The following is a 25,745-nucleotide window of genomic DNA, read 5'->3' as shown; positions in this document are numbered from 1 at the left end:
TTGAGCGAGAATGGCGGAGTTATCCCTAGGTATAGTCCCTGATCAGATGCGATAATTGGGACATGGAATTCTTCTCTGACATCTCGGCCAGGATCGCGGCGCTGCGCGACCTCACTGGCGAGATTTCAGATGCCGGCCTGTTGCCGATCGTGGTGAATCGGCTGGACGATGCGGCCGCCTTGGAACTGTTGGAACTGGCCTCCGAGGTGGGGCAGATGGCGGAGCGGCTGCGGGTGGCCGCGGTCGGGGCGGTCGCGCGACGGTCATCCAGAGCGTCGGGGCATGCAGGGCTGGCGCAGTCGCGGGGGCATCGCAACGCGGTCGCGCTGGTGCAGCGAGTAACGGGCGTGAGCCGCAGCGAGGCCGCGAAGCAGGTGCGCATCGGCGAATCGCTGTACGACGTCCCGGGCGACCCGAGCGGGCTCGAAAGCACCGACGAATCCGCCGAGCAGGCGCCGTGGCATGCGCCGCTGGGGCGGGCCCTGCTCGAGGGCGTCATCTCCACCGCGCAGCACGATGCGATCCTGCGGGGCCTGGGGGAACCGCCTCAGCGCGACGGCGAACGCGCGACTTCGGATGATCATGCGGCATGGGCGCTCGCAGCCGAGCAACTGATCGCCGAGGCGAGCGAGCGCACGGTGGAGGAGCTGGCGAAGGCCGCCCGGTTCTTGCGCGACCGGCTCGATCCGGTCGGCGCCGAGGAACGGTTTTTGGCCCGCTACGAAGCGCGGTCGTTCCGGATGTGGACGGATCGCGAGGGACGCGCCTGCGGAAGCCTCGTGTTCGACGACCTCTCGGCGACCTGGGTGCGGTCGGTGTTGAACGCCGCCCTGCGGCCCCGGCGCGGCGGACCCCGATTCGTGGATCCGGCGGAGCGTGCCCGCGCAGAAGAGCTCGCAGCGGATCCGCGCACGAACGAGCAACTCGCGTTCGACCTGTTATTGGATGTGCTGCGGGCGGGAAGCCTCGCCGACGCCGAGTCCGTGTACGGGGCCAGGCAGCCCGGGGTGCGCCTCGTGCAGGTCGTCGACGCACCGCTCTCCGGCGACGACCGGCACGAGGCGGAGAGCGCCGGCGCGGCCTATGCGGAGGACGAGGTCGAGGCGCTCCCGGCGTGGGTGGCACGGCAGCAGGCCTGCACCGTCGGCACGATTCCGGTGACGGTGGATCGCGGCGGCAACCCGCTCAATCTCGGGCGCACGACACGGCTGTTCACGCCAGCACAGCGGCTCGCCCTCGCCATCCGAGACGGGGGATGCCGCTGGAGAGCCTGCGACCGCCCGGCTTCCTACTGCGAGGCGCACCACATCGACCCCTGGAGCAGCGGACACGGCCGCACCGACATCGACCGCGGTGTTCTGCTGTGCCGCTTCCACCACATGCAACTCCACCACGGCGGTTGGCGCATCACCCGAGACGGAACCGACGATTTCGTCCTCCACGACCCGGGCGGAGGCCAGGTCCCACTGCCCACCCGCGTCGAACTCCGGTACGCGTGGGCCGGCATCGACCCGCCGCCTCGAAGATTCACGCTCGCGGCGTAGAGAAGCTCCGGCCGCCTCGGCGAGAACGGCCGGAACACCGCGGATGCCGTCCGCCATGCGGGCGGGCGGACGGACGAGTCGAGTCGACAGACACTCAAGCCGTGGACGCTCACCCATCGGGACGCTCACCCGCGCACACCTCGTCAACGGGCCTGAGCGATGTACTCCTCTGTGGCGCGACGCGGCACCACCACGACCGGCACCGGCGAGTGGCGCACGATCTTCACCGCGTGCGAGCCGAGCGAGATGCGGGCCAGCGGACCGAGGCTGCTCGAGCCCACCACCAGCACCTCAGCCTCGCGCCACGGAATCGAGCGCAGTGCCGTGTGCCAGCCGTCCCCCGAGCCGACCACCACCTCGACCGACGCGGGCTGCCGCTCGAACCGCTCGATGCTGTCGAGAATCGAGGCGGCGTCCTCGCGGATCTGCTCCTCCCACTCGGCGAGGATCTGATCCTCGACCTCCCGCCCCACCCGCGCCTCGATGAACGCGCGCGGCCGCGTGTGGAACGACGCGATGCGGATCCCCTCGCCCGCGGCGGCCGCGATCGCCGCCGCCCCCAGCACCAGCTCGGCCGAGGTCTCCGAGCCGCTGTACGCGGCCGTCACCCGCTCCAGGCGCGCGCCCTCCGACGCCGCGAAGCCCCGCGGCGCCACGGCCACCGGCAGGTGCGCGCTCTGCAGCAACCCCGTCACCACCGAACCGAGCATCACCTCCGACCCGGAATCCTTCGCGCCCACGACCAGGCGCAGCGCCCCGGCATTCTCGCACGCCTCGAGCAACCCGCGCCGCGCGCTCGACGCCTCGTGCAGCACGTAGCTCGCCTCGACATCGCCGGGCACCAGACCCCGCGCCTCGTCGAGCGCCGCCTCGGCCTGCTCGCGCACGAAGCGCTGGTACTCCCCGTCGACGCCGCTCAGCGGGCGCCGCGGCGGCCAGCTCGCCGAATTGACCGACACGACCACGAGCGGCAGCTCCGACGAGCGCGCCAGCAGCACCGCGAGGCTCACCGCCGCGTGCGAGCAGTGGCCCGGCGCCACGCCGACGACGACGCTCACCGCTCGGCCCCGTCATCGCCGGGCGCGGATCCGGCGCCTCCGGCCGCCCCGGAACCGCGCACCTCGTCCGACGCGACCACCGGCACCGCGCCCGTCTCGACGTGCGCCGCGGCGCGCTCGGCGTCGCCGTCGCGGTACTTGCCCGGCCCCACCAGCACGATGAGGCCGGTCTTGATCTGCTCACCGAGCACCGAGTTCTTGCGGCCGGTGAACCACCACCACACCAGCACGAGAACGGTCCAGCCGAGGAACACGAAGATGGTGATGGGACGCAGATCCTTGATGATCCAGAGGCAGCCGATGATCGACAGGATCGGGACCACCGGGTACAGCGGCACCCGGAACTTGCGCTCGAGATCGGGCTCGCGCTTGCGCAGCACGATCACCGCGACCGACACCACCGTGAACGCGGCCAGCGTGCCGATCGACGTCATCTCGGCGAGGAAGTTGATGGGCAGCACCCCCGCCAGCAGCGCGACCGCGGCCGAGACGATGATGGTGTTGACGACCGGCGTCATGGTGCGCGGGTTGACCCGCTGAAAGACCTTGGGCGCCATGCCGTCGCGCGACATCGCGAACAGGATGCGGGTCTGGCCGTAGAGCACCACGAGCGTGACGCTGAAGATCGAGATCACCGCGCCGGCCGCGACGAGCGTGCCGGGCCAGGAGGCGCCGATGATGTTCTCGAGGATCTGCGAGAGCCCCGCCGACTGCCCCTCGAACTCGGAAGCGGGCTGCGCGCCCAGGGCGGCGAGCGCGACCAGCACGTACACGCCGGTGACGACCACGAGGGCGGCGATGAGCGCGATCGGCAGGTTGCGGCGCGGATTCTTAGCCTCGTCGCCCGCGGTCGCCACGGCGTCGAGGCCGACGAAGGAGAAGAAGATGAGGCCCGCGCCCGTCATCACGCCGCTGAATCCGAAGGGGGCGAAGTCGGCGAAGTTGTTCGTGTTCCATCCGGTGATGCCGACGGCCACGAAGAACAGCAGCACCGCGATCTTGATGATCACCATGATCGTGTTGGCCACGACCGAGTGCGAGGTGCCGCGGATCAGCAGGAAGGCGCAGAGCGCGATGAGGATCACGGCCGGCAGGTTGATGATGCCGCCCTCCTCGGGCGCGGCCGACAGGGCAGCGGGCAGCTGGATCCCGAAGAGGTTGCCCATCAGCTGGTTCACGTACTGCGACCAGCCCACCGCGACCGCCGCCGTCGAGACGCCGTACTCCAGCAGCAGACAGGCCGCGACGCCCATCGCGGGCAGTTCGCCCAGGGTGCTGTAGGCGTACGAGTACGAGGAACCCGACACCGGCACGCTGCTCGCCAGCTCCGCGTAGCACAGCGCCGACAGCCCTGCGACTGTCGCCGCGATCACGAACGACCAGATGACGGCCGGGCCCGCGATCGGCACCGCCTCCGAGAGGATGAAGAAGATACCGGTGCCGATGGTGCCGCCGACGCCGATGAGGGTCAGCTGGAACAGGCCGATACTGCGCTTCAGCGCGCTGCCGGTCTCACCCCCGTCGCGGGGTACGGGTTTCACTCTGAACAGCTGCTGTCTGAGGGTGCTTGCCATCGATGTCGACTTCCTTGTCCTCGGGTCGGTTCTCTATGTTCTCATTCTGCCGGGCGGATGCCCGAAGTCTGCGTCGTCTGCGTGGGTTCCGGTCGGATCAGCTCGCCCGCACCACCCGGAACCGCGTCACGCCCGCGTCGATCGATCCGCGCACGTAGCCCGTGGGCGACGCCGCGACGGCGCGCAGGAAGGCGACGGTCTCGGCCGTGATCTCCTCGCCGGGGATCACGTTCGGGATACCGGGCGGGTAGGCGGCCAGCGTGTCGGCCGACACACGGCCCGCGGCCTCGGCGGCGGGCACGACCTCGGTCGCCGCGAAGAAGCCGTCGCGCGGCATCATGCGCAGCGCCCCCGGGGCGGGCAGGGCGGGGAAGGATCCCGCCTCGGCGTTCGCCTCGCGCTCGGCCCGGGCGGCCTCCGAGTCGACCGCCCGCACCATGGCGCGGTGCACGAGCGGGTAGTCGGGCGTCTTGCCCGCCCCGATCACGGCGACGAGCGAGGTGGCCGTGGCCATCTCGAAGTGGATGCCGTCGACATCGATGAGGCGCTGCCGCAGCCAGTGCCCGCTCACGCCCGCGGCCGACACGTCGATCGGCACGCGCAGCGGGTCGGTGGCGAAGATGTCGGTGAAGTGGTCGAAGTCGTCGCTCACCACGCGGAAGCGCGGATCCTCGCGCAGCATCTCGCGGAAGCCGCGGGCGCCCGCGACGGAGCGCCCGATCTGCTCCTCGCCGGTCGCGAGCGACGCCCGGGCGATGTCGAGCGAGGCGCGCAGGATCGCGCTCGTCGAGGTCGACGCCGTCATGGTGAAGGCGCGCTCGACGAGCGGTTCGAGGCGGTCTGCGAAGGGGCCGTGGCCGAGGTGCAGCATGGCCGACTGGGTGAGGGATCCCGCGAGCTTGTGCGTGCTCGAGACCACGAGGTCTGCGCCGAGCCGCGCCGGCGACTCCGGCAGCTCGGGGTGGAAGCCGAAGTGCGGGCCCCAGGCGCCGTCGACGATGAGCGGGGCGCCGTGGGCGTGCGCGACCTCGGCGAGGCCGCGCACATCGCTGACCGAGCCGAAGTAGCTGGGCGACACGACGTAGACGGCGGCGGCCGCGCGGCCCTCGCGCTCGGCGCGGGCGAGCGCCGCATCGAGCGCCGCGGGCGAGACGCCGTGCGCCATGCCGTGGCGGTCGTCGACCGACGGGAAGACGAAGTCGGGGATGAGCCCCGCCGCGAGCACGCCGTCGCTGAAGCTCGAGTGCGCGCTGCGCTGCGACACGATGTGCGCGCCGAGTCCGCGGGCCGCCAGCGCGGCCGTTCGGTTGGCCTGCGAGGCGCCGTTGGTGAGGAACCAGGTGCGGCGGGCGCCCCAGGCCTCGGCCGCGAGCTCGAGCGCCCGGGCGAGCGGGGGGCGCTCGCCGAGGTCGACGTCGTCGATGAGCATGGGGACGTCGAGCTGGAGCGCGCGCTCCCCCAGGAAGTCGGCGAGGCGGCCGCTGAGGCCGCGCCCGGTGCCGCCGTGGCCGGGCACCATGAGCTGCACCGGCCCGCGATCCACGTAGCGATCGAGGGCGTCGGCGTACGGGGTCTCGGCGTGCCGTCGCAGGAAATCGGCGCGGTCCCGGACGGAGGGGACCTCGGCCGTGCGGAGCGGGGCTGGGCGATCGTTCGACACCGGGGCGTGCAGCATGGGATCCATCCTCGCCGTCGCGCGCCGCACCCGGAATCCCCGTCTCCTCTCGGGAGTCACATACGACGTATGTTGCCAAGGGTGGCAAAGGGTGATAGCTGAAATATGCCATAGTTGACGCATGATCGACCTGCGGCAGCTCCAGGCGCTCCGCGCGGTGCACGCCGCGGGATCCGTCACAGGTGCCGCCCGCCGGCTCGGCTGGAGCCAGCCCACCGTCGACTACCACCTCAAGAACCTCGAGCGGCTGGTCGGCTCGGAGGTGCTGCACCGCTCGACCCGGGGCAGCGCGCTCACCCCCGTCGGCGTGCTGCTGCTCGACCGCGGCGAGGAGATCCTCACCCTCGCCGACCGCGCGCTGCGGGACGCGCGCGACCTCACGCACATGGGCCGCGTGCGACTGCGCTTCGGCACGTTCCCGACGGCCGCGGCCAAGCTGCTGCCCTCGATCGTGTCGCAGGTGAACGAGATCGGGATCGAGATCGACGCCGTGCTCGAGGAGTTCGGGCCGCTCGTCGACCACGTCAACCGGCGCGAGCTCGACGCGGCCCTCGTCTACTCGGTGCCCGGCTACGAGCTCCCCTTCCGCGCCGATGTCGTCACCACGGAGGTGCTGCGCGATCCGCTCATGCTCGCCCTGCCGGAGGGGCACCCGCTCGCGGTCCCCGCGCCCATCGACGTCCCCGCGCTGCTCGCGCTGAGCGAGGAGCGCTGGCTCTTCGGGGCGACCCGCGACGACCCCATGGACGAGGTCGTGATCGACGCGTTCGCGGCCGCCGGGCGCTCGCTCGAGGTGTCGATCCGCACCGACGACTTCCAGGTGATGCTCGGCATGATCGCGGCGCGCATGGTCGTGGGGCTGGTGCCGCGCCTCGCGAGCGGCCCCGACCACCCCGGGGTCGTGCTGCGGCCGATCGACGACCCGGCCTTCGCGCGCTCGGTGCTGCTCGCGGCCCCCGCCGACGGGGCGGGCAAGCAGCCGCAGACCGCGGTGCGGCAGCTGGCCGAGGCGATCCGCGATGCCATCGCCGCGCTCGAGTAGCGGCGACTCGCCTCGGCGAACCCCGTCGGACCGACTCGAGCGGAGGATCCTGTCGGAGGCCCCGGCTAGCATGAGCGCATGCGCGCCGTGACCATCACCGAAGACCACCGCCTCGAGCTCGCCGAGCTCCCCGAGCCGATCCCGGCCGAGGGCGAGGTCCTCGTCGACGTGGTCGCCGCCGGCGTCAACCGCGCCGATCTCGCGCAGGCATCGGGCAAGTACCCGCCTCCGCCCGGGGCCTCGCCGCTGCCGGGGCTCGAGGTCTCGGGGCGCCGGCGCGACACCGGCGAGGAGGTCGTCGCGCTGCTGGCCGGCGGCGGCTACGCGGAGGTCGTCGCGGTGCCCGAGGAGCAGCTGCTGCCCGCGCCGCCGTCGCTCCCGCTCGCCGACGCGGGTGGCCTCGTCGAGGTGGCCGCGACCGTCGTGTCGAACCTCGTGATCGAGGCGGGCCTGGGAGCCGGTGCGGGAGCGGAAGGTGCGGATGCGGACGGCGCCGCAGGCGGCTCGGGATCGCCGACCGAGACCCTGCTCGTGCACGGCGGCACCGGCGGCATCGGCTCCTTCGCGATCCAGTTCGCGCGGGCCCTGGGCGCCCGGGTCCTCGCCGTCGCGGGCTCGGACGAGGCGATCGTCGCCGCCCGGGAACTCGGCGCGGAGCAGGCCTGGAATCGCCGCACCACCGACCTGGTGGCGGCGGTGCGCGAGGCCGGCGGCGCCGACATCGTGCTCGACGTGGTCGGCGGATCGATCCTCGACGACAACGTGCGCGTGCTGAGGGAGTTCGGCCGCGTCGTGGTGATCGGCACCCTCGGCGGCTCGAGGGGCGAACTGGACCTGGGCGCGCTCATGGCCAAGCGGGCGCGCATCATCGGCACCACGCTGCGCTCCCGCGCCCCGCACGACAAGCGGCGCATCCTGCGGCGCACCCGCGAGCTCGTGTGGCCCATGCTCGCCGACGGTTCGATCCGGCTGCCCGTCCAGGCGCACCTGCCGCTGGCCGAGGCCGCCCGCGCCCACGAGATCCTCGCGGCGGGAGGCCACCTGGGCAAGGTGATCCTCGACGTCGCCGAGTGAGCGGCCGGCAGCGGCTTCGGCTGCGTGAGCCGCCAGAAGTTGCCCGAGGGGTCGCGGAACGCGGCGTCGATGCCGTAGAAGCGCTCGTGCGGCTCCTCCGTGAACTCGACGCCGCGGGCCCTGAGCTGCTCGTACGTCGCCCGGCAGTCGTCCGTCGCGAGCGCGCCGAGGCCGTGATACCCGCGGGCGACCAGTTCCCGCATCCGCTCGGCGGTGTCGGCGTCGACCAGCAGCGGCCCCGGCTCGACGAGCATCATCTGGGTCGGCGGCGTTCCGGGAATCGTGAGCACGAGCCAGCGGAACCCCTCGTCGACGCGGTCCATCGCCACCTCGAAGTCGAGCTTCTCGGTGTAGAACTCCTTCGCCTCGTCGAGGTCGAGCACGTTGAGGCAGACGAGCGCGATACCGGTGATCATGGGGCCCTCCTTGTGAGCAGCAGTGATGCGGGAGTTCCGAAGCACATCGCACGGCCGTCATTCCGCTTTCGGCCTTGGTGCGGTGGTGTCCATGCCGCCAGCGTAGGGCGGGTCGGGTGCCGCGTGCTTCTCGAGAACTGCACTCCCCGCGCACCGTCGCCCGGCCTCACACCACGGGGCGGGAGAAGATCTTCACCACGCAGCCCGGCAGGCGCGCCAGCTGCTCGTCGCGCACCCGATCCTGATAGGCGGAGGGGCTCTCGCCCACGAAGCGTCGGAACTGCGTGCTGAACGATCCGAGGCTCGTGCACCCCACCGCGAGGCAGACCTCGGTCACCGGCATCCCGGTGTCGCGCAGCAGCTGCCGCGACAGCGGGGCGCCGCGCCCCCGTTCCCATCATCGCCTCCCGATCCTCGATCCAGCACCGATTCCGCCGCGCCGGCTCCGGCTAGCCCGCCGCGCGGGCGGTCTCCGCCTCGCTCACCGGATCCGCGCCCCGTCCGTCGAGCGCGTCGATGTAGCGCAGCACGATGCCCTCGCGCAGCGCCCACGGCGAGATCGTGAGCGTGTCGACCTCGAACACCTTCATCGCGGTGCGCAGCACGACCGCGCCCGCCATGATCTGGTAGCCGCGCTCTGGCGTGATGCCGGGCAGGTACTCGCGCACCGATCCCGGCATGTCGCGCAGCGTGGGCTCCCACTCGCGCAGGCCGACGTAGTGCAGCGGCGCGAGGTCGCCGGTCACCGGATCGGCGGGCCCGCCGATCAGCCGGGCCAGCGAGCGGATCGTCTTCGACGTTCCCACGACCCGCTTCGGCCGCGGCCGCTCGAGGAACAGCTCCTCCCGCACCCGCGTGAACTCGGCCCGCGCGTGGGCGCGCAGCCTCGAGACCGCCTCGCGCGACGGCGGATCCTCGGGCAGGAAGTTGATGGTGGATCGGCCCGCGCCGAGCGGCAGCGACACCTGCACGTCGGGGTACTCGTCGGCGCCCTGCGCGATCTCGAACGAGCCGCCGCCGATGTCGAAGAGCAGGATCTCCCCCGCCGACCAGCCGAGCCAGCGGCGCACCGCGAGCATCGTGATCCGGGCCTCGTCCTCGCCCGACAGCACCCGCAGAGTGACGCCGGTCTCACGGGTGATCCGCGCCAGCACCTCCTCGCCGTTCGCCGCCTCGCGGATCGCGCTCGTCGCCGTGGCGATCATGTCGTCCACGCCGATCTCGCGCACCATCTCGGCCGACTCCCGGATGGCGCCCACGATGCGCCGCACGCCCTCCTCCACGATCGCGCCGTCGGCGTCGAGGTAGCGCATCAGGCGCAGCACCGTGCGCTGCGAGTGGTAGGGCACGGGGCTCGCGCCCGGGTGGGCGTCGACCACGAGCAGGTGGACGGTGTTGGATCCGACGTCGATCACTCCGAGACGCATGGGGAGATTCTAGTAGGCGCCCGGGCCGGCGGTGCTCGCGCCCGGATCCGGGTGGTCCCATCCGGCGAGGATCGCAGCGGTGCCCGACACCCCGAACCGCGTGGCGCCCGCGGCCCACAGCTCGCGCACCGCGGCGGCGGTGCGGATCCCGCCCGACGCCTTGACGCCCAGCCGGCCGCCGACGGCCTTCGCCATGAGGCGCACCGCGTGCACGCTCGCGCCTCCCGCCGGGTCGAAACCGGTCGACGTCTTCACGAAGTCGGCCCCGGCAGCCTCGGCGGCCCGGCAGGCGCCGACGATCTCGGCGTTGGAGAGCGCCGCCGACTCGAGGATCACCTTGAGCACGCGGCCTGGGCACGCCTCGCGCACGGCGCGGATCTCCGCCTCGACCGCGCCCCACTCCCCCGCCCGCGCGAGCCCGCGGTTCAGCACCGCGTCGATCTCGTGCGCTCCGTCGGCGACCGCACGCGCGGCCTCGGCGGCCTTGACCTCGGGGCGGTGCGCACCGCTCGGAAATCCGACCACGGTCACCGCTTCGATCCCGCCGAGCGCCGCGGCGGCGAGCGGCAGCAGCGACGGGCTGACGCACACGCGGGCGACGCCCAGATCCCGGGCCTCGGCGAGGAAGACCTCGATCTCGGCCCGTGTCGCGCCGGGGGCGAGCAGGGTGTGGTCGGCGGCGGACAGGAACTGCTGCTGCGAGAGGGTCACGCGTTCCAGGCTACTTGCGGTGGGCGGGGTGCGGGCGCCCGGGTACGGGCGCGGCGGTGCGCGGAGACGCTCATCGCCCGACGGAGACTCGGGTGAATCTCGCCTCAGATCTCCCGTATCGACCCGGCTCACGCCGTGCGGCGGCGCAGGGTGCCCGAGGCCAGCACGAGCGCGACCACCACGAACGCGCCGACCACGAGCAGGGGGCGGGCCACCTCCCACGCCCCTTCCCCGGCGGTCACGGCCTCCATCGCGTCGATCGCGTGGCTCAGAGGCAACCAGTCCGAGATCGCGGTGAGCACGTCGGGCATCTGATCCCGCGGCATGAAGAGGCCGCCCAGGATGACCTGCGGAAACACGAGCACGGGCATCCACTGCACCGCCTGGAACTCGGTCTGCGCGAACGCGCTCGTCAGCAGCCCGAGCGCCGTGCCGAGTAGCGCATCCACGATGGCCACGAGCGCCAGCTGCCACACGGCTCCCTCCACCTCGAGCCCGCACACCAGGACCGCGAAGCCCACTGTGACGACGGCCTGCACGAGCGCCAGGATCCCGAACGCCAGCGCGTACCCCAGGATGAACTGCCACTTGCCGAGCGGGGTGGTCATGAGGCGCTCGAGCGTGCCCGAGCGGCGCTCGCGCAGCGTGGTGATCGAGGTGATCAGGAACATCACGATGAACGGGAAGAGGGCGAGGATCGCGCCGCCCAGGCGGTCGAAGACGCCCTCCTGGTCGCTGAACAGCCAGGCGAAGAGCCCGACGAGCAGGCTCGGCGCGACGAGCAGCAGCATGACGGAGCGCGGATCGTGGCGCAGCTGGCCGAGCACGCGCGCGGCCGTGGCGAGGGTGGGCGAGACGGTCATCGCCCGGCTCCTCTCGGCGCGGCGCCGGGATCGGCCGGCGGTTCGGGATCCCCGGCGCGCGACGGCTGCGGCGCGACGAGCGCGAGGAACGCGGCTTCGGGATCGCGCGCGCCGGTGTCGGCGAGCAGCCGCGCGGGCGTGGTGTCGGCGATGATGCGCCCCTCCCGCATGAGCAGCAGGCGGTCGCAGTGCAGCGCCTCGTCCATGACGTGGCTCGAGACGAGCAGCGTGATGCCGCGCTGCGCGAGCCCCGCGAACAGCCCCCACAGCTCCGCGCGGATGAGCGGGTCGAGCCCCACGGTCGGCTCGTCGAGCACGAGCAGCTCGGGGTCGCCGACGAGCGCGATCGCGAGCGACGCGCGCGTCGTCTCGCCGCCGCTGAGCGAGCCGACCAGCTGCCCGGCCTGGGCCCCGAGCCCGACGCGCTCGATCAGGCGGTCGGCGGTCTCGCGGCTCGCGCCGACGAGCGCGCCGAAGTAGCGTACGTTCTGGCGCACGGTGAGGTCCGCGTAGACGGCCGCACCCTGCGTGCCGTACGCCACGCGGCGGCGCAGCCGCCGCGATCCGGCAGCCTCGCCGAGCACGCGCACCGACCCCGAGCGGATCCGCTGCGCCCCCACGATCGCGCGCATGAGCGTCGTCTTGCCGCAGCCCGAAGGGCCGAGCAGACCGACGATCGCACCGCGCGGGATCTCGACCCCGAGCCCGTCGAAGACCGTCGTGCGTCCGCGGCGGACGCGCAGATCCTCGATCTCCACGGCGGGATCGACGTTCGCATAATTCATCATGAAGTGAATTTATGTCGGGATCGATCGCGCGTCAACCCTCTCGCGGAGATGCCACGGTTCTCCCGAGACGCCACGATTCTCCCGAGACGCCACGATATTTGCGCAAATTCCGTGGGCTCTCGGAAGAATCGTGATGTTTCGGCGGGAGCGGGTGGGCCTCGGCAGGCGCCAATGCGCCCCTGCAGGCGCCGGCGGGTCCGAGCCACGGCGCCCGGGCGGACTCGCGGGCAGCCCGGAACGGGCGGGGCAGGTCGCGGTTCAGCCGAAGAGGTACCGCTGCACGGTGGGCCCGATCCGCGCCACCAGGTCGTCGACGGAGGCGTCCGCGATCGACCCCAGCCGCAGCACGTAGCGCGTCATCAGCAGACCCCCGATCTGCGACGCCACGAGCGAGGCGCGCAGCTCGGCGTCGGGAGTGCCCAGGCTGCGGGCCACGCGCGACAGCAGCTCACGCGAGAGGAAGCCGGCGAGCAGCGGCGCTCCCGCCCTGCTGCTCACGGCGGCGCGCAGCAGCATCACGCCCCGGCGCCGCACCTCGTCGCGCTCGAACGACTCGAGCACGTAGCGCACCACCCGCTCACCGACCTCGTCGCGGGGACCCGCGAGAATCGTCGGCACCGCGATGTCCGGCCGCAGTGGCACCCCGGCGGCATCGGCGAAGAGGTCCGCCTTGGTGCCGAAGTAGTGATGCACGAGCGCGGAGTCCACCTTCGCGCGCGCCGCGATCGAGCGGATCGTCGCGCCCTCGTAGCCCCGCTCGCCGAATTCCTCGACGGCGGCGGCGAGGATCCGCTTGCGCGAATCGGAACCGCCCCGCGGCCGCCCGCGCCCTCTCGACGTGGCCATGCAGCCACCTTACCGAGCCTCGCCGACCCTGCCGGACCGCGCTGCGAGGCCCCCGGGCCGCGGGCTGCGATTCCTTCCGATTCATCGCGGCCTCGGCCGCCGAGCTCCGGACAGACGATCGACGCCCAGGAGGACAAATCTGCAGATTCTGCTCTCCTGGGCTTCAGAATTGGGCGCGTGGGTAAGTTGTCATAGTTGACAAGACGTCAACTTGAGGGGACCGCAGTTCAGTAGCCGGGTCACCCGAGTTCCACCGCTCCCCCTTCACTATCGTGGTGGTCGTGGGCGCGAGTGCCCACTCGCGTTCGCCACACCGATCTCCGCTTTTTCATTCGCGACAAGTCTCTGCGGGCCGCCAGCGCGACTTCGTGTTCTTCGGGCTACGCCCACTACTCAAGCTTCGATAAACTCTCGCATATCCATTTAAGAAACTATGAACAATTCATACTTAGCACCGCACTCGAATTCCCTTGCTTCGAATCTCACAGTGAGTTTGCCGATTCTGGCTGAGGCGCCGTACGCGGCAATGCTGTTCATTCGCTCTTATGCAGGAGAGGCCGATGAAGTTCCGAATGCTTGAGTTCGGGGAGCGATTGCTCTCTCCGCAGCCGCTGTGGTTTTCGGGGGTGGCGCCTGTGAGTGCTCCAGCGACTGAGGACTCCGCTGAAGAAGTGATCGAATGGGATCCTGCCGAGAACGACTCCGAAGAGGCGCTTGTAATTGACACCCCTGATGTTCCTGAACTTGACCTCGCGGCCGAGGCGGACGGTGCGGAGGCTGCTTCCCAAAAGTTCAAGCGACCCATTCCCAACTGCCCCGAATATCGAGGACGATCTCGCTTGCAAGGCGCTCAGCAGCACCGCAGAGCGAAGATCGAAGCTGGTGAGCGGGTCGAGTTGGTACCCCGAGTCCGGGTAGGTGGTACGCCGGGTTCTGGACCCGATCGTCACATCCGCGCTTCCCGAAACCTCGGCTCAACAGATGAGTCCGAGTTCGTCAAGACGGTGGAACGTGGTCACATCAGGGGCTGAGAGGGTAGCGCTGAGCACGAAGACCTCGTGAAGAGAATCGTTGGATTAGATACCCTGATTCTCTTACGAGGTCTTCGTTCCGGACAGGCTTAGAATCGGCCGGGTCTACACCCCCGATCCGAAGAGCCTAAAAGCATTTGGTGCCATCGGACCGCACTGCGGGGCTACCGGGCCGCGGGCTCCGATTCCTTCCGGATCGCCGCGGCCTCAGCCGCCGAGCCCGGCGCGCGGTCTCCGGCGGTCTCCGGCGCTCCGGCGGTCCCGGGCCCGCCGGCCGCTCCGGCCGTCCCGACCCCGTCGACCTCGGCGCGCACCGTACTGAGGCGCCGTCTGCGGTCGCTGGTGCGGGCGAGGTCGCGGCGCAGGCGGCGGTCGCCGTGGTACAGGATCGCCTGCCAGTTGACCTCGGCGTCGGGATCCACGAGGCTCGCCCGCTTCGATCGCGGCTTCTTCTCGGGCACGTAGAGCCAGCCGACGATCCCGAGCACCGCGTCGACGATCGAGGCGCGGATGCCGATGTACGAGAAGGTGGCCCACGACGCCATGACCGCGTTGAAGCTCGCGAACACCGCGTTGCCCCAGTTGCCCACGCTGAAGTCGCGCACCGCGGTGAGCACCGAGAAGCCGATGATCACGTACGGCAGGATCACGTAGAGCGCGGGGGCGGCCGTGCGGCCGGTCACCTTCGGCGTGCGCGCGAACGGGATCTTCTCGCCCGTCACCCCCTGCTGCATCGACTTCAGCACGCCGGCGAGGTTGACGGGCAGCAGCACCAGGTTGAACCCGTAGATGCGGAGGATGTCGCCGTAGCGGTGCCCGCTGGCGCGCAGGTCGAACCCCATGGAGATGAAGTACGGGAGCGCGGCGGCGACGACGAGCGGGCTCAGCAGGCGCGAGTCGAAGGGGAAGAACAGCAGGAACATCAGGCCGAAGCTCGCCCACGCGAGCGACGACATGTAGTTGGTGCGCAGCATGCGCTCGGTGAGGCGCACCCGCGCCGGGGTGCTGCGCCTGGCGCGCACCATCTCGAGCAGCTTCGGCATGATGAGCAGGCCGCCGTTCGCCCAGCGCCTGCGCTGCACGATGAGCGAGCCGAAGTCGGGCGGCGTCGCGCTGTAGCTCAGCCGCTCGGGGTAGTTCTCGAGGCTCCAGCCGTGCAGGCCGAGGTCAATGCTCGACTCGGTGTCCTCGATGACCGTGCGATCCTGCACGTAGGTGGTGATCTCGAAGCCGCCGACGGTTTCGGTGACCGCGATGTCGGCGAGAGCGGCCTTGCGGATCACCGCGTTCGCGCCCACCCAGAACGTGGCGTTGAAGTAGGTGAGCCCCTGGTGCTGAATGTGCTGCAGGTCGGTGGTGGCGCCCGCGATGCGCTCGATGCGCGTGGGGGCGCCCCGGAACGAGGAGTAGGGCGTCTGCGTCACCGCGACCCTGGCGTTCTCCGGCTGCTCCAGCAGGTAGACGAGGCGCAGGCAGTAGTCGCGCAGCAGCTGCGAGTCGGCGTCGAGCGTCAGCAGGTAGCGGCTGTCGGGGATCACGAGGTCGGCCTCGCCGTCGTCGTGCCTGCCGAACGGCTCGAGGATCCGCTCCCCCGTCTCGTCGGCCACGCGGTAGCTGCGGCCCATGAGGGAGATGTAGGAGTTGAGGTTCATCGCCTTGTTCGGCTCCTGCGAGAGCGAGGCGTAGCGCTTGCGCTCGAACGAGGCCATGTCGGCGCTGAAGATCCACACGAGGCGCCGGTGCAGCTGGGCCAGGCGCTCGCGGTCGGGCGACGCCCCCTGCTCATGCGCCGCGTTCAGCGCCAGGCGGGTGAGGCGCAGGTCGTTCGAGAGGCCCAGCAGCACCTGCTCGGCGAAGAACTCGGACATGTGGTCGTCGACGGTCTCGTCCGCGGCGAAGCGGTCGAGCCAGGCCGCGGCCTCCCCGTAGGCGTCGGCGGCCCGCTTCGCGTCCTCGGGGCCGGGGCGCTCCGGGGCGCTCGCCTCGAACTCCCGCATCGCCGCCAGCGCTCGCTCGCGGGGCGCCTCGAGCGCCTCCGAGATCTCGCCGAGCAGGCCCCGCGTACGGTTCAGGCGCTCCAGGGCCGCGCCCTGCAGCCCCTCCTCGCGGTCGTCGATGAGCAGCACCACCCGCACCGAGGGGAACTCCTGCAGCGCAGCCGACCACAGCGTGTAGCGCACCACCTCCGGTTCCTCATCGTAGCTCGGGATCAGCACGGTCACGGTGGAGTCGGAGCCGGAGCCGGGATCGGAGCCGGCGTCGGCACCGGCGAAGTGCGCGTCGATGAGGGCGCGCTCCACGCGGCGGTGCTCGCGGAAGCGCACGAGGGCGCCGTACCGGGCGGTGAGGTACATCACCGCAGAGAACGTCAGCGCCGTCACCGTAATTCCGTACACCAGCGTCTGCACGTGGAAGATGTACGACTCCCTCGCCCCCTCGACCACGAGTCGCACGATCGTGGTGGCCATGTAGGCGCACCACGAGACCACGGTGATGACGATCGCGGCGCGCGCCCAGATGATGGCGCCGGGGCTCGGGCGGGAGTGCATGATCGCGAGCGGCTCGGAGCGCCGCTCGGCGCCCCACTGACGACGACGTGTGTTCTCCTGTGCCACTGATCCCCGATTCACGCGCGTGGTCGGGGTACGCTCCCCGCTGAGACGAGCGGCCCCGCCCCTCTGCCCTCCCGGGATTCTTCCCCGCCCGGGAGGCGTCTGCGGAACATCGACTCGCCCTCCTATAGCATAGCTGAGGTTGCGGGCGGCCCATTGCCCCCGCGTGTGCCGTGGGGACGGGGAGTGTATGGCGAAGTGGTTTCCGGGGCGACGGCTCTCGTGGTTCCGGCTGAGTATTCTGATGGTCATCGTCGCCGGCCTCGTCGGCAGCGGCTTCTACGGCTGGGCGCGCTGGCAGGACGAGCGCTTCGCCTCGGAGCGCGAGCCCTGGTTCGACGCCTACGTCGACGTGACGGCGACGCCGAGCTACGCCTTCGAGTCTCTCGGGTCCGGCGGCCAGCGGAACGTGGTGCTCGCGTTCATCGTCGCATCGCGCGGCAACGCGTGCACCCCCGCGTGGGGCGGCGTGTACGGACTGGACGAGGCCGAGAGCAACCTCGATCTCGACCGCCGCCTCGCGCGCTTCCGGATGCTGGGCGGCTCGGCGATGGTGTCGTTCGGCGGACAGGCCAACTCGGATCTCGCGCTCACCTGCAACAGCGACTCCGCGCTGGCCGAAGGTTACGGCAGCGTGGTCGACCGCTACGAGCTCGGCAGCATCGACATGGACGTGGAGGGCGAGCTGCTCACCGACGAACGGGCCGTGCAGCGGCAGGCCGCCGCGATCGCCGAGGTGCAGAACGGGCGCAAGGCAGACGGCGGCCTCGACGTCTGGTTGACCCTGCCGGTCGCGCCGGACGGGCTGACCTTCGAGGGCCTGCGCACGGTCCGCGCGTATCTCGCGGCCGGCGTCGACCTCGCGGGCGTCAACGCCATGACCATGAACTACAACTCCGGCTCGGCCGGCCTGGGCGCGACCGTCCGGGACAGCCTGTCCGCGGTGCAGGGCCAACTGCGCGCGCTGTATCAGGAGGTCGGCGCCTCGATCGGCGACGCGACCGCGTGGAGCCGGGTGTCGGCCACCGTGATGATCGGTCAGAACGACGTGCGGAACGAGGTGTTCGGCCTCGCCGACGCGAAGGACCTCGCGCGGTTCGCCGCCGACCGCGGCATGGTGCGCATGTCGATGTGGTCGCTCAACCGGGATCGCCAGTGCGACGCCAACTGGCCGGACCCGAAGCGGGTCTCCGACTCCTGCAGCGGCGTCGCGCAGAAGACGGGCGAGTTCGCGGCGACGCTGCGCGCGCAACGGCCCGGCAGCATCGTGCAGTTCGCCGAGACCACGCCCCGCAACCCCGCGGGGACGCTCGAGGACGACCCGAAGACGAGCCCCTATCCCATCTGGAGCTCCGACGCGTCCTACCCCGCCGACTCGAAGGTCGTGTGGCGGCGCAGCGTCTACGAGGCGAAGTGGTGGACGCAGGGCGACCAACCGGATCAGACGACCGAGAGCGGCGCGCAGCCCTGGCGGCTGCTCGGGCCGGTGCTGCCCGGCGAGAAGCCGGTCGAGCGGCCGCGGCTTCCCGCCGACGCCTACGCGGCCTGGCAGAAGGCCGCCGAGTACCGGCGCGGGGATCGCGTGCTCTTCGACGGGTCCGGCTACGAGGCGAAGTGGTGGACGCAGGGCGACAGCCCCGATGCCGCGCTCGTGCGGCCGGAGGAGTCGCCGTGGCGGTCGCTCACCGACGAGGAGGTGGCCGCGGTGATCGCCGGCGGAAAGGACGGGAAGGGCGGAAAGGGCGCGGAGGGGTAGCGCCCCTACCCCGCGAACGGCCCGACGCGCTCCACCCTCACGACGGGTTCCCCCTCCGCCTCCGAGGCGGCGAGGTCGACGACGCCCTCGATGCCCCAGTCGCGGTCGCCCTCGGGGTCGAGCAGCACCTGCCGGAAGCGCCAGACGCCCGCGGCGGTCGCGTCCGGCCCGCGGTCGAGCTCCAGCAGCGCGGGGGCCCGGGCATCGGCGTCGACCCGGATCTCGTCGTACTCGGTGTAGTAGCCGGCGAGGGCGTCGCGCCAGCGCTGCTCGCCGAAGCCGGGCACGCCGATCCCCGCCCCAGCCGCGGTGCCGGCGAGGGCGCCGTCGAGTTCGGCCAGCTCGTGGTAGCGCTCCAGCGCTGCGGCCTGCACGCGCCTGAAGAGCGCGTTGCGCAGCATCACCAGGAAGGCCCGCTCGTTGGCGAGCACCGAGCGGACGGGCGGGCCGAGCGCCGCAGCTCCGCCGCCGCCCGCATCGAGACCGAGCAGCTCGCGCGCCCTGCGGTGCGCCTCGGGGTCGGGGTGCGACAACTCCTCCCACTCGTCGATGAGACTGGAGTCGATCTGCCGCACGAGCTCCCCGAGCCACTCGATGAGCTCCTCGAGTTCGGGGCTCTTGGCCCGCTCCGGCACGGTGCGCTCGATGGCGCGGTAGGCGTCGCTGAGGTAGCGCAGCACGCTGCCCTCCGCGCGGCCGAGCTGGTAGAAGGAGACGAGGTCGCGGAAGCCGAAGGCGCGCTCGATCATGTCGCGCACCACGGACTTGGGCCGCGGCTCGTAATCGCGCGCCCACGGCACCTCCCTCGCGTACTCCTGAAAGGCCTCGTCGAGCAGCGGTTTCAGCGGGCGGGGATGCGTCACCTCCTCGAGCAGCTCCATGCGCTCGTCGTACTCGATGCCCTCGGCCTTCATCGCGGCGACGGCCTCGCCGCGCGCGCGGTGCTCCTGGGCGCGCAGGATCGCCCGCGGGTCCTCGAGCGTCGACTCGATGATCGAGATGACGTCGAGCGGGTAGCCGTCGGACTCGGGGTCGAGCAGCTCGATGGCCGCGAGCGCGAACGGCGAGAGCGGCTGGTTGAGCGCGAAGTTGGCCTGCAGTTCGACCGTGAGGCGCAGCAGACGCTGACCGCGCGCGTCCTCGTGCACCTCGACGATGCCCCCGGCGCGCAGGGTGCGGAAGATCCCGACGGCCGTGCGGGCGTGCGCGTACTGCGCGGCCCGGGGCTCGTGGCTGTCGAACACGAGCGTGCGCATGGTGGCGAGCGCCTCTCCCTCCCGCTCCTCACCGCGGCCGATCACGCCGAGCACCATCGCGTGGGTGACGCGCATGCGGCTGACGAGGGGCTCGGGCTGCGAGGCGACGAGTCTCTCGAGGGTCTGCTCGCTCCAGGCGACGAATCCCTGCGGCGGGGCCTTCTTCTTGACGGGCTTCGCCTTCTTGCCGCCCCCGCTCGCGGCCCTCGCGGCGGCCTTGGCCGCCGCCTTCGCGTTCTCGATCTCGTGCTCGGGGGCGAGGGCGATCACGTCGCCCTCGGTGTCGAAGCCGGCGCGCCCGGCGCGGCCGGCGATCTGGTGGAACTCGCGAGCCGAGAGTCGCCGCATCCGCTCGCCGTCGAACTTGGAGAGCGCCGTGATGACGACGGTGCGGATGGGAACGTTGATGCCGACGCCGAGGGTGTCGGTGCCGCAGATGACCCGCAGCAGGCCGCGCTGCGCGAGCTGCTCGACGAGGCGGCGGTAGCGGGGCAGCATGCCCGCGTGGTGCACGCCGATGCCCGCGCGGACGAGTCGCGACAGCGTGGTGCCGAAGCCGGTCGAGAAGCGGAAGCCGCCGATCGCCTCGGCGATCTCGTCGCGGCCGGCCCGATCGACGACGCGGATGCTCGCGAGCGCCTGCGCCTGCTCGACGGCGTGCGACTGGTTGAAGTGCACGAGGTAGGCGGGCGTCTGCCGGTCCTCGATGAGCCGCTCGACCACCTCGTGGGCCGGGGCCGCCTCGTAGGAGAAGCTGAGCGGCACCGGTCGCTCGACGCCGGTGACGAGCGCCGTGTCGCGCCCCGTTCGGCGGGTGAGGTCGGCGGCGAGCTCCGTGACGTCGCCGAGCGTCGCCGACATGAGCAGGAACTGCGCCCGCTCCATGAGCAGCAGCGGGACCTGCCACGCCCAGCCGCGATCGGGCTCGGCGTAGAAGTGGAACTCGTCCATGACGACCTGGGTGATGCCGCCGCCGTCGCGGTCGCGGATGGCGAGATTGGCGAGGATCTCGGCGGTGCAGCACAGGATCGGGGCCTCGGAGTTGATGGATGTGTCGCCCGTCACCATTCCCACGTGCTCGGCGCCGAACACCTCGACCAGGTCGAAGAACTTCTCGCTGACGAGCGCCTTGATGGGGGCGGTGTAGACCGTGCGGCGCCCCTCGGCGAGCGCGATGAAGTGCGCGCCCATGGCGACGAGCGACTTGCCTGTGCCGGTGGGGGTGGCGAGGATGACGCTGCTGCCGAGCGCGACGCCGAGGATCGCCTCCTCCTGCGCGGGGTAGAGCCGCAGGCCGCGCTCCTCACGCGCCCACTCCTCGAAGGCCGCGTAGACCGCGTCCGCCTCCGAGAACGAGGTGGAGTCGAGGATCGATCCCAGGTTCATGCGTGCGCTCCCCTCCCGGTCCTACGCGCCCGAATCCGGGCCGCCGCGTCCGAGCTCGGCGAACTTCGCCTGCATCGTGGGGTTGCCCCTCGTGAGCCTCTTGATCGACACGCCCTGCGCCTTGTCGTTCGCGAGGCGCAGATTGTTCTCGGACTTGAGCAGCTGCTCCTTCACCTTCTGCATCTCGGCGATCGACGTGTCGATGCGCTTGATGGCCTCCTGGAACTGCCGCGCCGCGAGATCGTAGTTGCGGCCGAAGGCGCCCTTGAACGCCTCGAGCTCGCTCTCGAAGTTCGTGATGTCGATGTTCTGCGCCTTGACGAGTTCGAGCTCCGCCTTGTACTTCAGCGCGTTCAGCGCCGCGTTGCGCAGCAGCGTGATCAGCGGGATGAAGAACTGCGGCCTGATCACGTACATCTTCGGGTACCGGTGCGAGACGTCGACGATCCCGCTGTTGTACAGCTCGCTGTCCGGCTCGAGCAGGGTGACGAGCACGGCGTACTCGCAGCCCTTCTCGCGCCGGTCCTTGTCGAGCTCCCTGAGGAAGTCCTCGTTCTTGTGCTTCGTCGCCGTGCCGTCGGCCTCGTTCTTCATCTCGAACATGATCGACACGACCTCGACGCCGCTCAGGTCGGCGTCGCGGAAGACGAAGTCGCCCTTGCTGCCCGTGCGCGCATCGTTGTCCTTCTCGAAGTAGGCGTTCGGGAACGCCGTGGCCCGGATCTGGTTGAACGTCGTCTCGCAGTGCTGCTCCAGCGTCTCCCCGATCATCTTGGTCGACAGGCGCGCCTTCATGTCGCGCAGGCGCTCGATCGCCTCGTCGCGATCCCTGAGCTGCATCTCGTACCGATCCTTGAGGGACTTCTCGGCCAGCTGCTTCTCGAGCTCCGCCCGCTCCAGCCCGTTCTTCAGCTCGTCGCGCTCCTTCTCGACCGCGCCGACCGCCTCGGTGATCGCGAGGCGCCGCGCGGTCTCCCCCGCCTCGAGCCTGGCCCGCAGATCCTGGATCTCCGAGTCCTTCACAGCGGCCGCCCGCTGCAGCTCGGCGACGAGCTTCGCCTCGGCCAGCTCCACCGCGGCCTGCTGCTCCCGCTTCGCCCGCGCCAGCTCGTTCGCGAGCGCGTCCCGCTCCTTCTCGACCGAGCCGAGCGCCTCCGCGACCGCGAGCTTCCGCGCGGTCTCGCCCGCGTCGAGCTTCGCCCGCAGATCCTGGAGCTCGGCCTCCCTGGCGGCCTCGGCCCGGTGCAGCTCGGCGGCGGCCGCGGTCTTGGCGAGCTCGAGCGCGTTCCGCTTGTCCTGCTCGGCCAACTCGAGCCGTTCGTGCAGCTGCTGCTCGAACTCGCTGTCGCGCACCTGCTTGATGATGTCGGCGTAGCCCGCCTCGTCGACGGTGAACGCCCGCCCGCAGTGCGGGCACTTGATCTCGTGCATCGGGCCCTCCTTCGGGATCTCGCGGTCGGTCGGACACTCCAACCCTGGCACAGACCTCCGACGCTCACGGCTCCGGGCCGCCGCCGGGCGGGGCGGAAAGGGGGCGGGAGCGGCGGCGGAGGCCGTCTCACACCACCTCGAACTCCCGCAGCCGCCTGCGGTCGGCCTTCGCCGTCGAGCCCTGCAGCGCGAGCAGCTCGGCGTAGATGCCGCCCGACGCCGCGAGCTCCGCGGGGGTGCCGACCTCGTCGATGCGCCCGTCGCGCAGGGTGACGATCCGGTCCACCTCGGCGATGGTCGACAACCGGTGCGCGATGATGAGGCTCGTGCGGCCCCGCATGAGGTCCTCGAGCCCCGCCTGCACCAGGCGCTCCGATTTCGTGTCGAGCGCGGAGGTCGCCTCGTCGAGCACGAGGATCGGCGCGTCCTTGAGCATGGCCCGGGCCACGGCGATGCGCTGCTTCTGGCCTCCCGAGAGCTTCACGCCGCGCTCGCCGATCACGGTGTCGTATCCGTTCGGGAACCCGCCGACGAACGAGTCGACCGCGGCCCGCCGGGCCGCGGCACCGACCTCCTCGCGCGTCGCGTCGGGCCGTCCGTACGCGATGTTCTCGGCGATCGTGCCCGAGAACAGGTGCGGCTCCTGGAACACCACCCCGATGCCGCGGCGCAGATCCTCGAGGCCCGCCCCCGCGCCCGCCACCTCGATCGTGCCCGAGCGCACACCGTACAGCCCCATGAGCAGGCTCGTGATCGTGGTCTTGCCGCCGCCCGACTCGCCGACGAACGCGATCCGCTCCCCCTGGGCGACGTCGAAGGAGATCCCCGCGAGCACGTCATCGTCGTCGTAGCCGAAGTGCACGCCGCGGAACGACACGGCTGGACGATCCGGATCACCGGCGCGGGCCGGCTTCGTCGTCGCCCGAGGCTCCCGCGGCCGGTCCCCGCCGCCGTCGACGCGCACCGGATCGAGGTCCATCACCTCGAAGTACGACTTCGACCCGGCGATCGCCCGCTGCGCCGCGTCGACGACCCAGCTGAGGCTCATGACGGGCTGACGGGCCATGCCCATGAGCTGGATCAGCATCACCATTTCACCGGGCGTGAAGTACCCCGTGACGGTGCGCACGAAGATGATCGCGTACAGCACGAAGAAGATCGCGTACAGCACGCCCTGGCGCAGCGCGTCCATCGCGTGCCAGTGCCGGGACTGCAGGCCGGTGAGGCGCTCGGTGCTCTCGAAGCGGCGGCTGAACGCGTCGAGCTCGTCGCGTTCGCGCGCGAACGACTTGACCACCCGCATCTGCCCCACGACCTCGGCGAAGCGCCCCGAGGCGACGTCGACGTGATCGTTCTTCTCGCCCTCCAGGCGCTGCCACCTGCGGCTCGTGAGCGCGGTCAACCACAGGTAGAGGGGGTAGGCGACCGCCAGGAGCACCGCGAGCGGCCAGTAGTAGTACGCGCTGATCGCGAGCACCGAGATCGTGGTGAACAGCATGGTCACGAACATGTTCGAGAACGTCTTCATGAAGTTCGTGATCTCGGAGATGGAGCGGTTGAGCCGGGCCACGATCGTGCCGGTGAGCTCGTTGTCGTAGTAGCGCTGCGGCAGCGCGAGCAGCTGCTCGAAGTACCGCGTCGAGAGGATCGTGCGCATCTTGGCGCTCATCACGTCGCCCCAGTAGCCGCCGACGTTGCCGATGCCCGCCTCGACCAGGCTCACCGCGAGCAGCGCGATCGCGAGCAGCACGACGATGCGGATCGCTTCGCCCGCGACGTCGGCGACCGCGCCCTTCCCGTCCGCGGCGGTGCCCACCGCGCTCACGATCACGTCGGTGACCCGGCCCGTGATGAAGGGGACGGCGAGGCCGGCCGCCGTCACCACGGCCGCGGCGATCATGATGCCGAGGTAGTAGGGGGTGAGGGATCGGGTGAACCTCAGGATGCGCAGGAGCGTGGTCAATGCGGGGTGCCTCCGGGGTGTCGCGCTGGGTGTCGCGGTGCCGCCGGCGGGCCGCGTCACAGGGTGCAACGTCCCGCCGCGCGGATTCTTCCCGCGTTCGCCCGAGGAGTAGACTCCCGGGTCATGGCCGATCCGCTCCTCTTCCAGTCGTTCCGCCTCCGAGACCTCGAGGTGCGCAATCGCCTCTGGGTCGCGCCGATGTGCCAGTACTCGGTGTCGGAGGAGGACGGCGTGCCGCGCGACTGGCACCTGCAGCACATCGGCGGCCTGGCCCGCGGGGGCGCCGGCCTGGTGATGGTCGAGGCGACGGCGGTCGTGCCCGAGGGCCGCATCTCGCCGCGCGACGTCGGCCTGTGGAACGAGGACCAGACCGCGGCCTTCGCGCGGCTCGCCGAGATCGCGCACGGGCACGGGGCCCGCATCGGCGTGCAGCTCGCCCACGCGGGCCGCAAGGCGTCCACCCACCCGTGGCTCCCGGGCTTCCCCGAGGGCTCGGTGCCCGAGGGCGAGGGCGGGTGGGAGACCGCGGCTCCCTCGGCCGTCCCGTTCGGCGACCTAGCGGTGCCGCGGGAGCTGGACGCCGAGGGGATCGCGCGCGTGGTGCGGGGCTTCGCCGACGCCGCCGACCGGGCGGTCGCGGCCGGTCTCGACGCCGTCGAGGTGCACGCCGCGCACGGGTACCTCATCCACGAGTTCCTCTCGCCGCTCTCGAACCGGCGCGACGACGCCTACGGCGGAGATCTCGCGGGGCGGGCGCGGCTGCTGCGCGAGACGGTGCGGGCGATCCGGGATCGGCACCCGGCACTGCCGATCGTGGTGCGCGTCTCGGCCACCGAGTGGACGGAGGGCGGCTTCGACGTCGAGCAGGCGGCCGCAGTGGCCGAGTGGCTCGCCGACGACGGCGCGGACCTCATCGACGTCTCGTCGGGCGGCAACACGACCGGCGCGGGCATCCCCGTCGGCCCCTCGTATCAGGTCGCGCTCGCCGAGCGCGTGCGCCGCGGGCCGCTGCCCGTGAGCGCCGTCGGGCTCATCACCTCGGCGGCGCAGGCCGAAGGCATCCTCGCGTCCGGCCAGGCCGACGTGATCTCGCTGGCGCGTCCGCTGCTCGCCGACCCGCACCTGCCGATCCGCTGGGCGCACGAGCTCCGCGCCCCCTCCGCGACGGGACTGGTGCCGCCGCAGTATCGCCGCGCGCGGTTCTCGGCGTAGGCGCACCGAGCACGGCGGCCGCGGTCGCTCCCTGCCGGACGACCGTGCGCGGGTCCGGTGCGAGGCGTCGAATCGCCCCG

The 25,745-nt window shown here is 71.3% G+C and carries 19 protein-coding genes and 1 pseudogene; 6 read left to right on the top strand and 14 right to left on the bottom strand.

Going from position 1 to position 25,745, the window contains the following annotated elements; genetic code table 11:
• Positions 1-62: 62 nt before the first annotated feature.
• Positions 63-1,544: an HNH endonuclease signature motif containing protein gene (locus D1J51_RS10175; RefSeq protein WP_119075080.1), complete on the top strand. Its 1,482-nt coding sequence runs from the start codon at positions 63-65 to the stop codon at positions 1,542-1,544.
• A 143-nt stretch (positions 1,545-1,687) separates the two neighbouring features.
• Here D1J51_RS10175 and D1J51_RS10170 read toward each other — a convergent pair whose 3' ends face one another.
• From D1J51_RS10170 to D1J51_RS10160, 3 genes are all read right to left on the bottom strand, one after another.
• The gene (locus tag D1J51_RS10170) at positions 1,688-2,602 is read right to left on the bottom strand and encodes a universal stress protein (protein ID WP_119075079.1); all 915 of its coding nucleotides are present in this window, start codon (positions 2,600-2,602) and stop codon (positions 1,688-1,690) included.
• On the bottom strand, positions 2,599-4,176 hold the full coding sequence (locus tag D1J51_RS10165) for an amino acid permease (RefSeq protein WP_119075078.1): 1,578 nt from the start codon (positions 4,174-4,176) through the stop codon (positions 2,599-2,601). The genes D1J51_RS10170 and D1J51_RS10165 overlap by 4 nt, the downstream gene beginning before the upstream one ends.
• Before the next feature lie 97 nt (positions 4,177-4,273).
• The gene (locus tag D1J51_RS10160; RefSeq protein WP_119075107.1) at positions 4,274-5,851 is read right to left on the bottom strand and encodes an aminotransferase class I/II-fold pyridoxal phosphate-dependent enzyme; all 1,578 of its coding nucleotides are present in this window, start codon (positions 5,849-5,851) and stop codon (positions 4,274-4,276) included.
• 121 nt (positions 5,852-5,972) lie between these two features.
• On the opposite strand from D1J51_RS10160, the gene D1J51_RS10155 reads away from it, so the two are divergent.
• Complete coding sequence (locus D1J51_RS10155; RefSeq protein WP_119075077.1) at positions 5,973-6,893, top strand: LysR family transcriptional regulator; 921 nt, start codon at positions 5,973-5,975, stop codon at positions 6,891-6,893.
• Between the two features lie 78 nt (positions 6,894-6,971).
• Positions 6,972-7,967 carry a zinc-binding dehydrogenase gene (locus D1J51_RS10150; RefSeq protein WP_119075076.1) on the top strand — a complete coding sequence of 332 codons (996 nt, stop codon included), beginning with the start codon at positions 6,972-6,974 and terminating at the stop codon, positions 7,965-7,967.
• Positions 7,968-8,056: 89 nt separating this feature from the next.
• On the opposite strand, the pseudogene D1J51_RS18635 reads toward D1J51_RS10150, so the two are convergent.
• The 7 genes and pseudogenes from D1J51_RS18635 to D1J51_RS10115 all read right to left on the bottom strand — a co-directional run.
• Positions 8,057-8,383 (bottom strand): annotated as a pseudogene (locus tag D1J51_RS18635) (VOC family protein); the annotation flags it as partial.
• A gap of 166 nt (positions 8,384-8,549) precedes the next feature.
• Positions 8,550-8,741 carry a helix-turn-helix domain-containing protein gene (locus D1J51_RS10140; RefSeq protein ID WP_256386009.1) on the bottom strand — a complete coding sequence of 64 codons (192 nt, stop codon included), beginning with the start codon at positions 8,739-8,741 and terminating at the stop codon, positions 8,550-8,552.
• 91 nt (positions 8,742-8,832) lie between these two features.
• A complete protein-coding gene (locus D1J51_RS10135) occupies positions 8,833-9,810 on the bottom strand; it encodes a Ppx/GppA phosphatase family protein (RefSeq protein WP_119075074.1) in 978 nt (325 codons plus the stop codon).
• Positions 9,811-9,819: 9 nt separating this feature from the next.
• Positions 9,820-10,521, bottom strand: coding sequence for a deoxyribose-phosphate aldolase (gene deoC / locus D1J51_RS10130; RefSeq protein ID WP_119075073.1), 702 nt, complete (start codon positions 10,519-10,521; stop codon positions 9,820-9,822).
• Positions 10,522-10,649: 128 nt separating this feature from the next.
• Positions 10,650-11,384 carry an ABC transporter permease gene (locus D1J51_RS10125; RefSeq protein ID WP_119075072.1) on the bottom strand — a complete coding sequence of 245 codons (735 nt, stop codon included), beginning with the start codon at positions 11,382-11,384 and terminating at the stop codon, positions 10,650-10,652.
• On the bottom strand, positions 11,381-12,172 hold the full coding sequence (locus D1J51_RS10120) for an ABC transporter ATP-binding protein (protein ID WP_119075071.1): 792 nt from the start codon (positions 12,170-12,172) through the stop codon (positions 11,381-11,383). Before D1J51_RS10120 ends, D1J51_RS10125 begins: the two co-directional genes overlap by 4 nt.
• A gap of 258 nt (positions 12,173-12,430) precedes the next feature.
• Positions 12,431-13,018: a TetR/AcrR family transcriptional regulator gene (locus tag D1J51_RS10115; RefSeq protein WP_119075070.1), complete on the bottom strand. Its 588-nt coding sequence runs from the start codon at positions 13,016-13,018 to the stop codon at positions 12,431-12,433.
• Between the two features lie 560 nt (positions 13,019-13,578).
• On the opposite strand from D1J51_RS10115, the gene D1J51_RS17920 reads away from it, so the two are divergent.
• Positions 13,579-14,049, top strand: coding sequence for a hypothetical protein (locus D1J51_RS17920; protein ID WP_162903755.1), 471 nt, complete (start codon positions 13,579-13,581; stop codon positions 14,047-14,049).
• A 164-nt stretch (positions 14,050-14,213) separates the two neighbouring features.
• Here the strand turns inward: D1J51_RS17920 and D1J51_RS10110 are convergent, their stop codons facing one another.
• The gene (locus tag D1J51_RS10110; protein WP_162903762.1) at positions 14,214-16,598 is read right to left on the bottom strand and encodes a glycosyltransferase family 2 protein; all 2,385 of its coding nucleotides are present in this window, start codon (positions 16,596-16,598) and stop codon (positions 14,214-14,216) included.
• A 253-nt stretch (positions 16,599-16,851) separates the two neighbouring features.
• On the opposite strand from D1J51_RS10110, the gene D1J51_RS10105 reads away from it, so the two are divergent.
• Positions 16,852-18,417, top strand: coding sequence for a chitinase (locus D1J51_RS10105; RefSeq protein WP_162903754.1), 1,566 nt, complete (start codon positions 16,852-16,854; stop codon positions 18,415-18,417).
• 5 nt (positions 18,418-18,422) lie between these two features.
• On the opposite strand, the gene D1J51_RS10100 is transcribed toward D1J51_RS10105, so the two are convergent.
• The 3 genes from D1J51_RS10100 to D1J51_RS10090 all read right to left on the bottom strand — a co-directional run bounded on the left by D1J51_RS10100 (position 18,423) and on the right by D1J51_RS10090 (position 24,453).
• Complete coding sequence (locus D1J51_RS10100; protein ID WP_119075068.1) at positions 18,423-21,059, bottom strand: DEAD/DEAH box helicase; 2,637 nt, start codon at positions 21,057-21,059, stop codon at positions 18,423-18,425.
• Positions 21,060-21,080: 21 nt separating this feature from the next.
• Positions 21,081-22,490: a DUF2130 domain-containing protein gene (locus D1J51_RS10095; protein WP_119075067.1), complete on the bottom strand. Its 1,410-nt coding sequence runs from the start codon at positions 22,488-22,490 to the stop codon at positions 21,081-21,083.
• A 127-nt stretch (positions 22,491-22,617) separates the two neighbouring features.
• Positions 22,618-24,453 carry an ABC transporter ATP-binding protein gene (locus D1J51_RS10090; protein WP_119075066.1) on the bottom strand — a complete coding sequence of 612 codons (1,836 nt, stop codon included), beginning with the start codon at positions 24,451-24,453 and terminating at the stop codon, positions 22,618-22,620.
• Between the two features lie 123 nt (positions 24,454-24,576).
• Between D1J51_RS10090 and D1J51_RS10085 the strand changes: the two genes are divergently transcribed.
• The gene (locus D1J51_RS10085) at positions 24,577-25,665 is read left to right on the top strand and encodes an NADH:flavin oxidoreductase/NADH oxidase (protein WP_119075065.1); all 1,089 of its coding nucleotides are present in this window, start codon (positions 24,577-24,579) and stop codon (positions 25,663-25,665) included.
• The last annotated feature ends 80 nt before the right edge of the window (positions 25,666-25,745 follow it).

It is taken from the genome of Leucobacter sp. wl10 (genome assembly GCF_003569785.1).
Lineage (GTDB): Bacteria > Actinomycetota > Actinomycetes > Actinomycetales > Microbacteriaceae > Leucobacter.
Note: the sequence above shows the minus strand (reverse complement) of the source record. Positions and strands in the feature narration are given on the sequence as shown.

Excerpts from the sequence above, each read along its gene's own strand:
- D1J51_RS10120 (WP_119075071.1), bottom strand. The coding sequence starts at position 12,172 with ATGATGAATTATGCGAACGTCGATCCCGCCGTGGAGATCGAGGATCTG.
- D1J51_RS10085 (WP_119075065.1), top strand. The coding sequence starts at position 24,577 with ATGGCCGATCCGCTCCTCTTCCAGTCGTTCCGCCTCCGAGACCTCGAG.
- D1J51_RS10095 (WP_119075067.1), bottom strand. The coding sequence starts at position 22,490 with ATGCACGAGATCAAGTGCCCGCACTGCGGGCGGGCGTTCACCGTCGAC.
- D1J51_RS10105 (WP_162903754.1), top strand. The coding sequence starts at position 16,852 with ATGGCGAAGTGGTTTCCGGGGCGACGGCTCTCGTGGTTCCGGCTGAGT.
- D1J51_RS17920 (WP_162903755.1), top strand. The coding sequence starts at position 13,579 with ATGAAGTTCCGAATGCTTGAGTTCGGGGAGCGATTGCTCTCTCCGCAG.
- D1J51_RS10155 (WP_119075077.1), top strand. The coding sequence starts at position 5,973 with ATGATCGACCTGCGGCAGCTCCAGGCGCTCCGCGCGGTGCACGCCGCG.
- D1J51_RS10175 (WP_119075080.1), top strand. The coding sequence starts at position 63 with ATGGAATTCTTCTCTGACATCTCGGCCAGGATCGCGGCGCTGCGCGAC.
- D1J51_RS10135 (WP_119075074.1), bottom strand. The coding sequence starts at position 9,810 with ATGCGTCTCGGAGTGATCGACGTCGGATCCAACACCGTCCACCTGCTC.
- D1J51_RS10165 (WP_119075078.1), bottom strand. The coding sequence starts at position 4,176 with ATGGCAAGCACCCTCAGACAGCAGCTGTTCAGAGTGAAACCCGTACCC.
- D1J51_RS10100 (WP_119075068.1), bottom strand. The coding sequence starts at position 21,059 with ATGAACCTGGGATCGATCCTCGACTCCACCTCGTTCTCGGAGGCGGAC.
- D1J51_RS10160 (WP_119075107.1), bottom strand. The coding sequence starts at position 5,851 with ATGCTGCACGCCCCGGTGTCGAACGATCGCCCAGCCCCGCTCCGCACG.
- D1J51_RS10125 (WP_119075072.1), bottom strand. The coding sequence starts at position 11,384 with ATGACCGTCTCGCCCACCCTCGCCACGGCCGCGCGCGTGCTCGGCCAG.
- D1J51_RS10115 (WP_119075070.1), bottom strand. The coding sequence starts at position 13,018 with ATGGCCACGTCGAGAGGGCGCGGGCGGCCGCGGGGCGGTTCCGATTCG.
- D1J51_RS10110 (WP_162903762.1), bottom strand. The coding sequence starts at position 16,598 with ATGCACTCCCGCCCGAGCCCCGGCGCCATCATCTGGGCGCGCGCCGCG.
- D1J51_RS10150 (WP_119075076.1), top strand. The coding sequence starts at position 6,972 with ATGCGCGCCGTGACCATCACCGAAGACCACCGCCTCGAGCTCGCCGAG.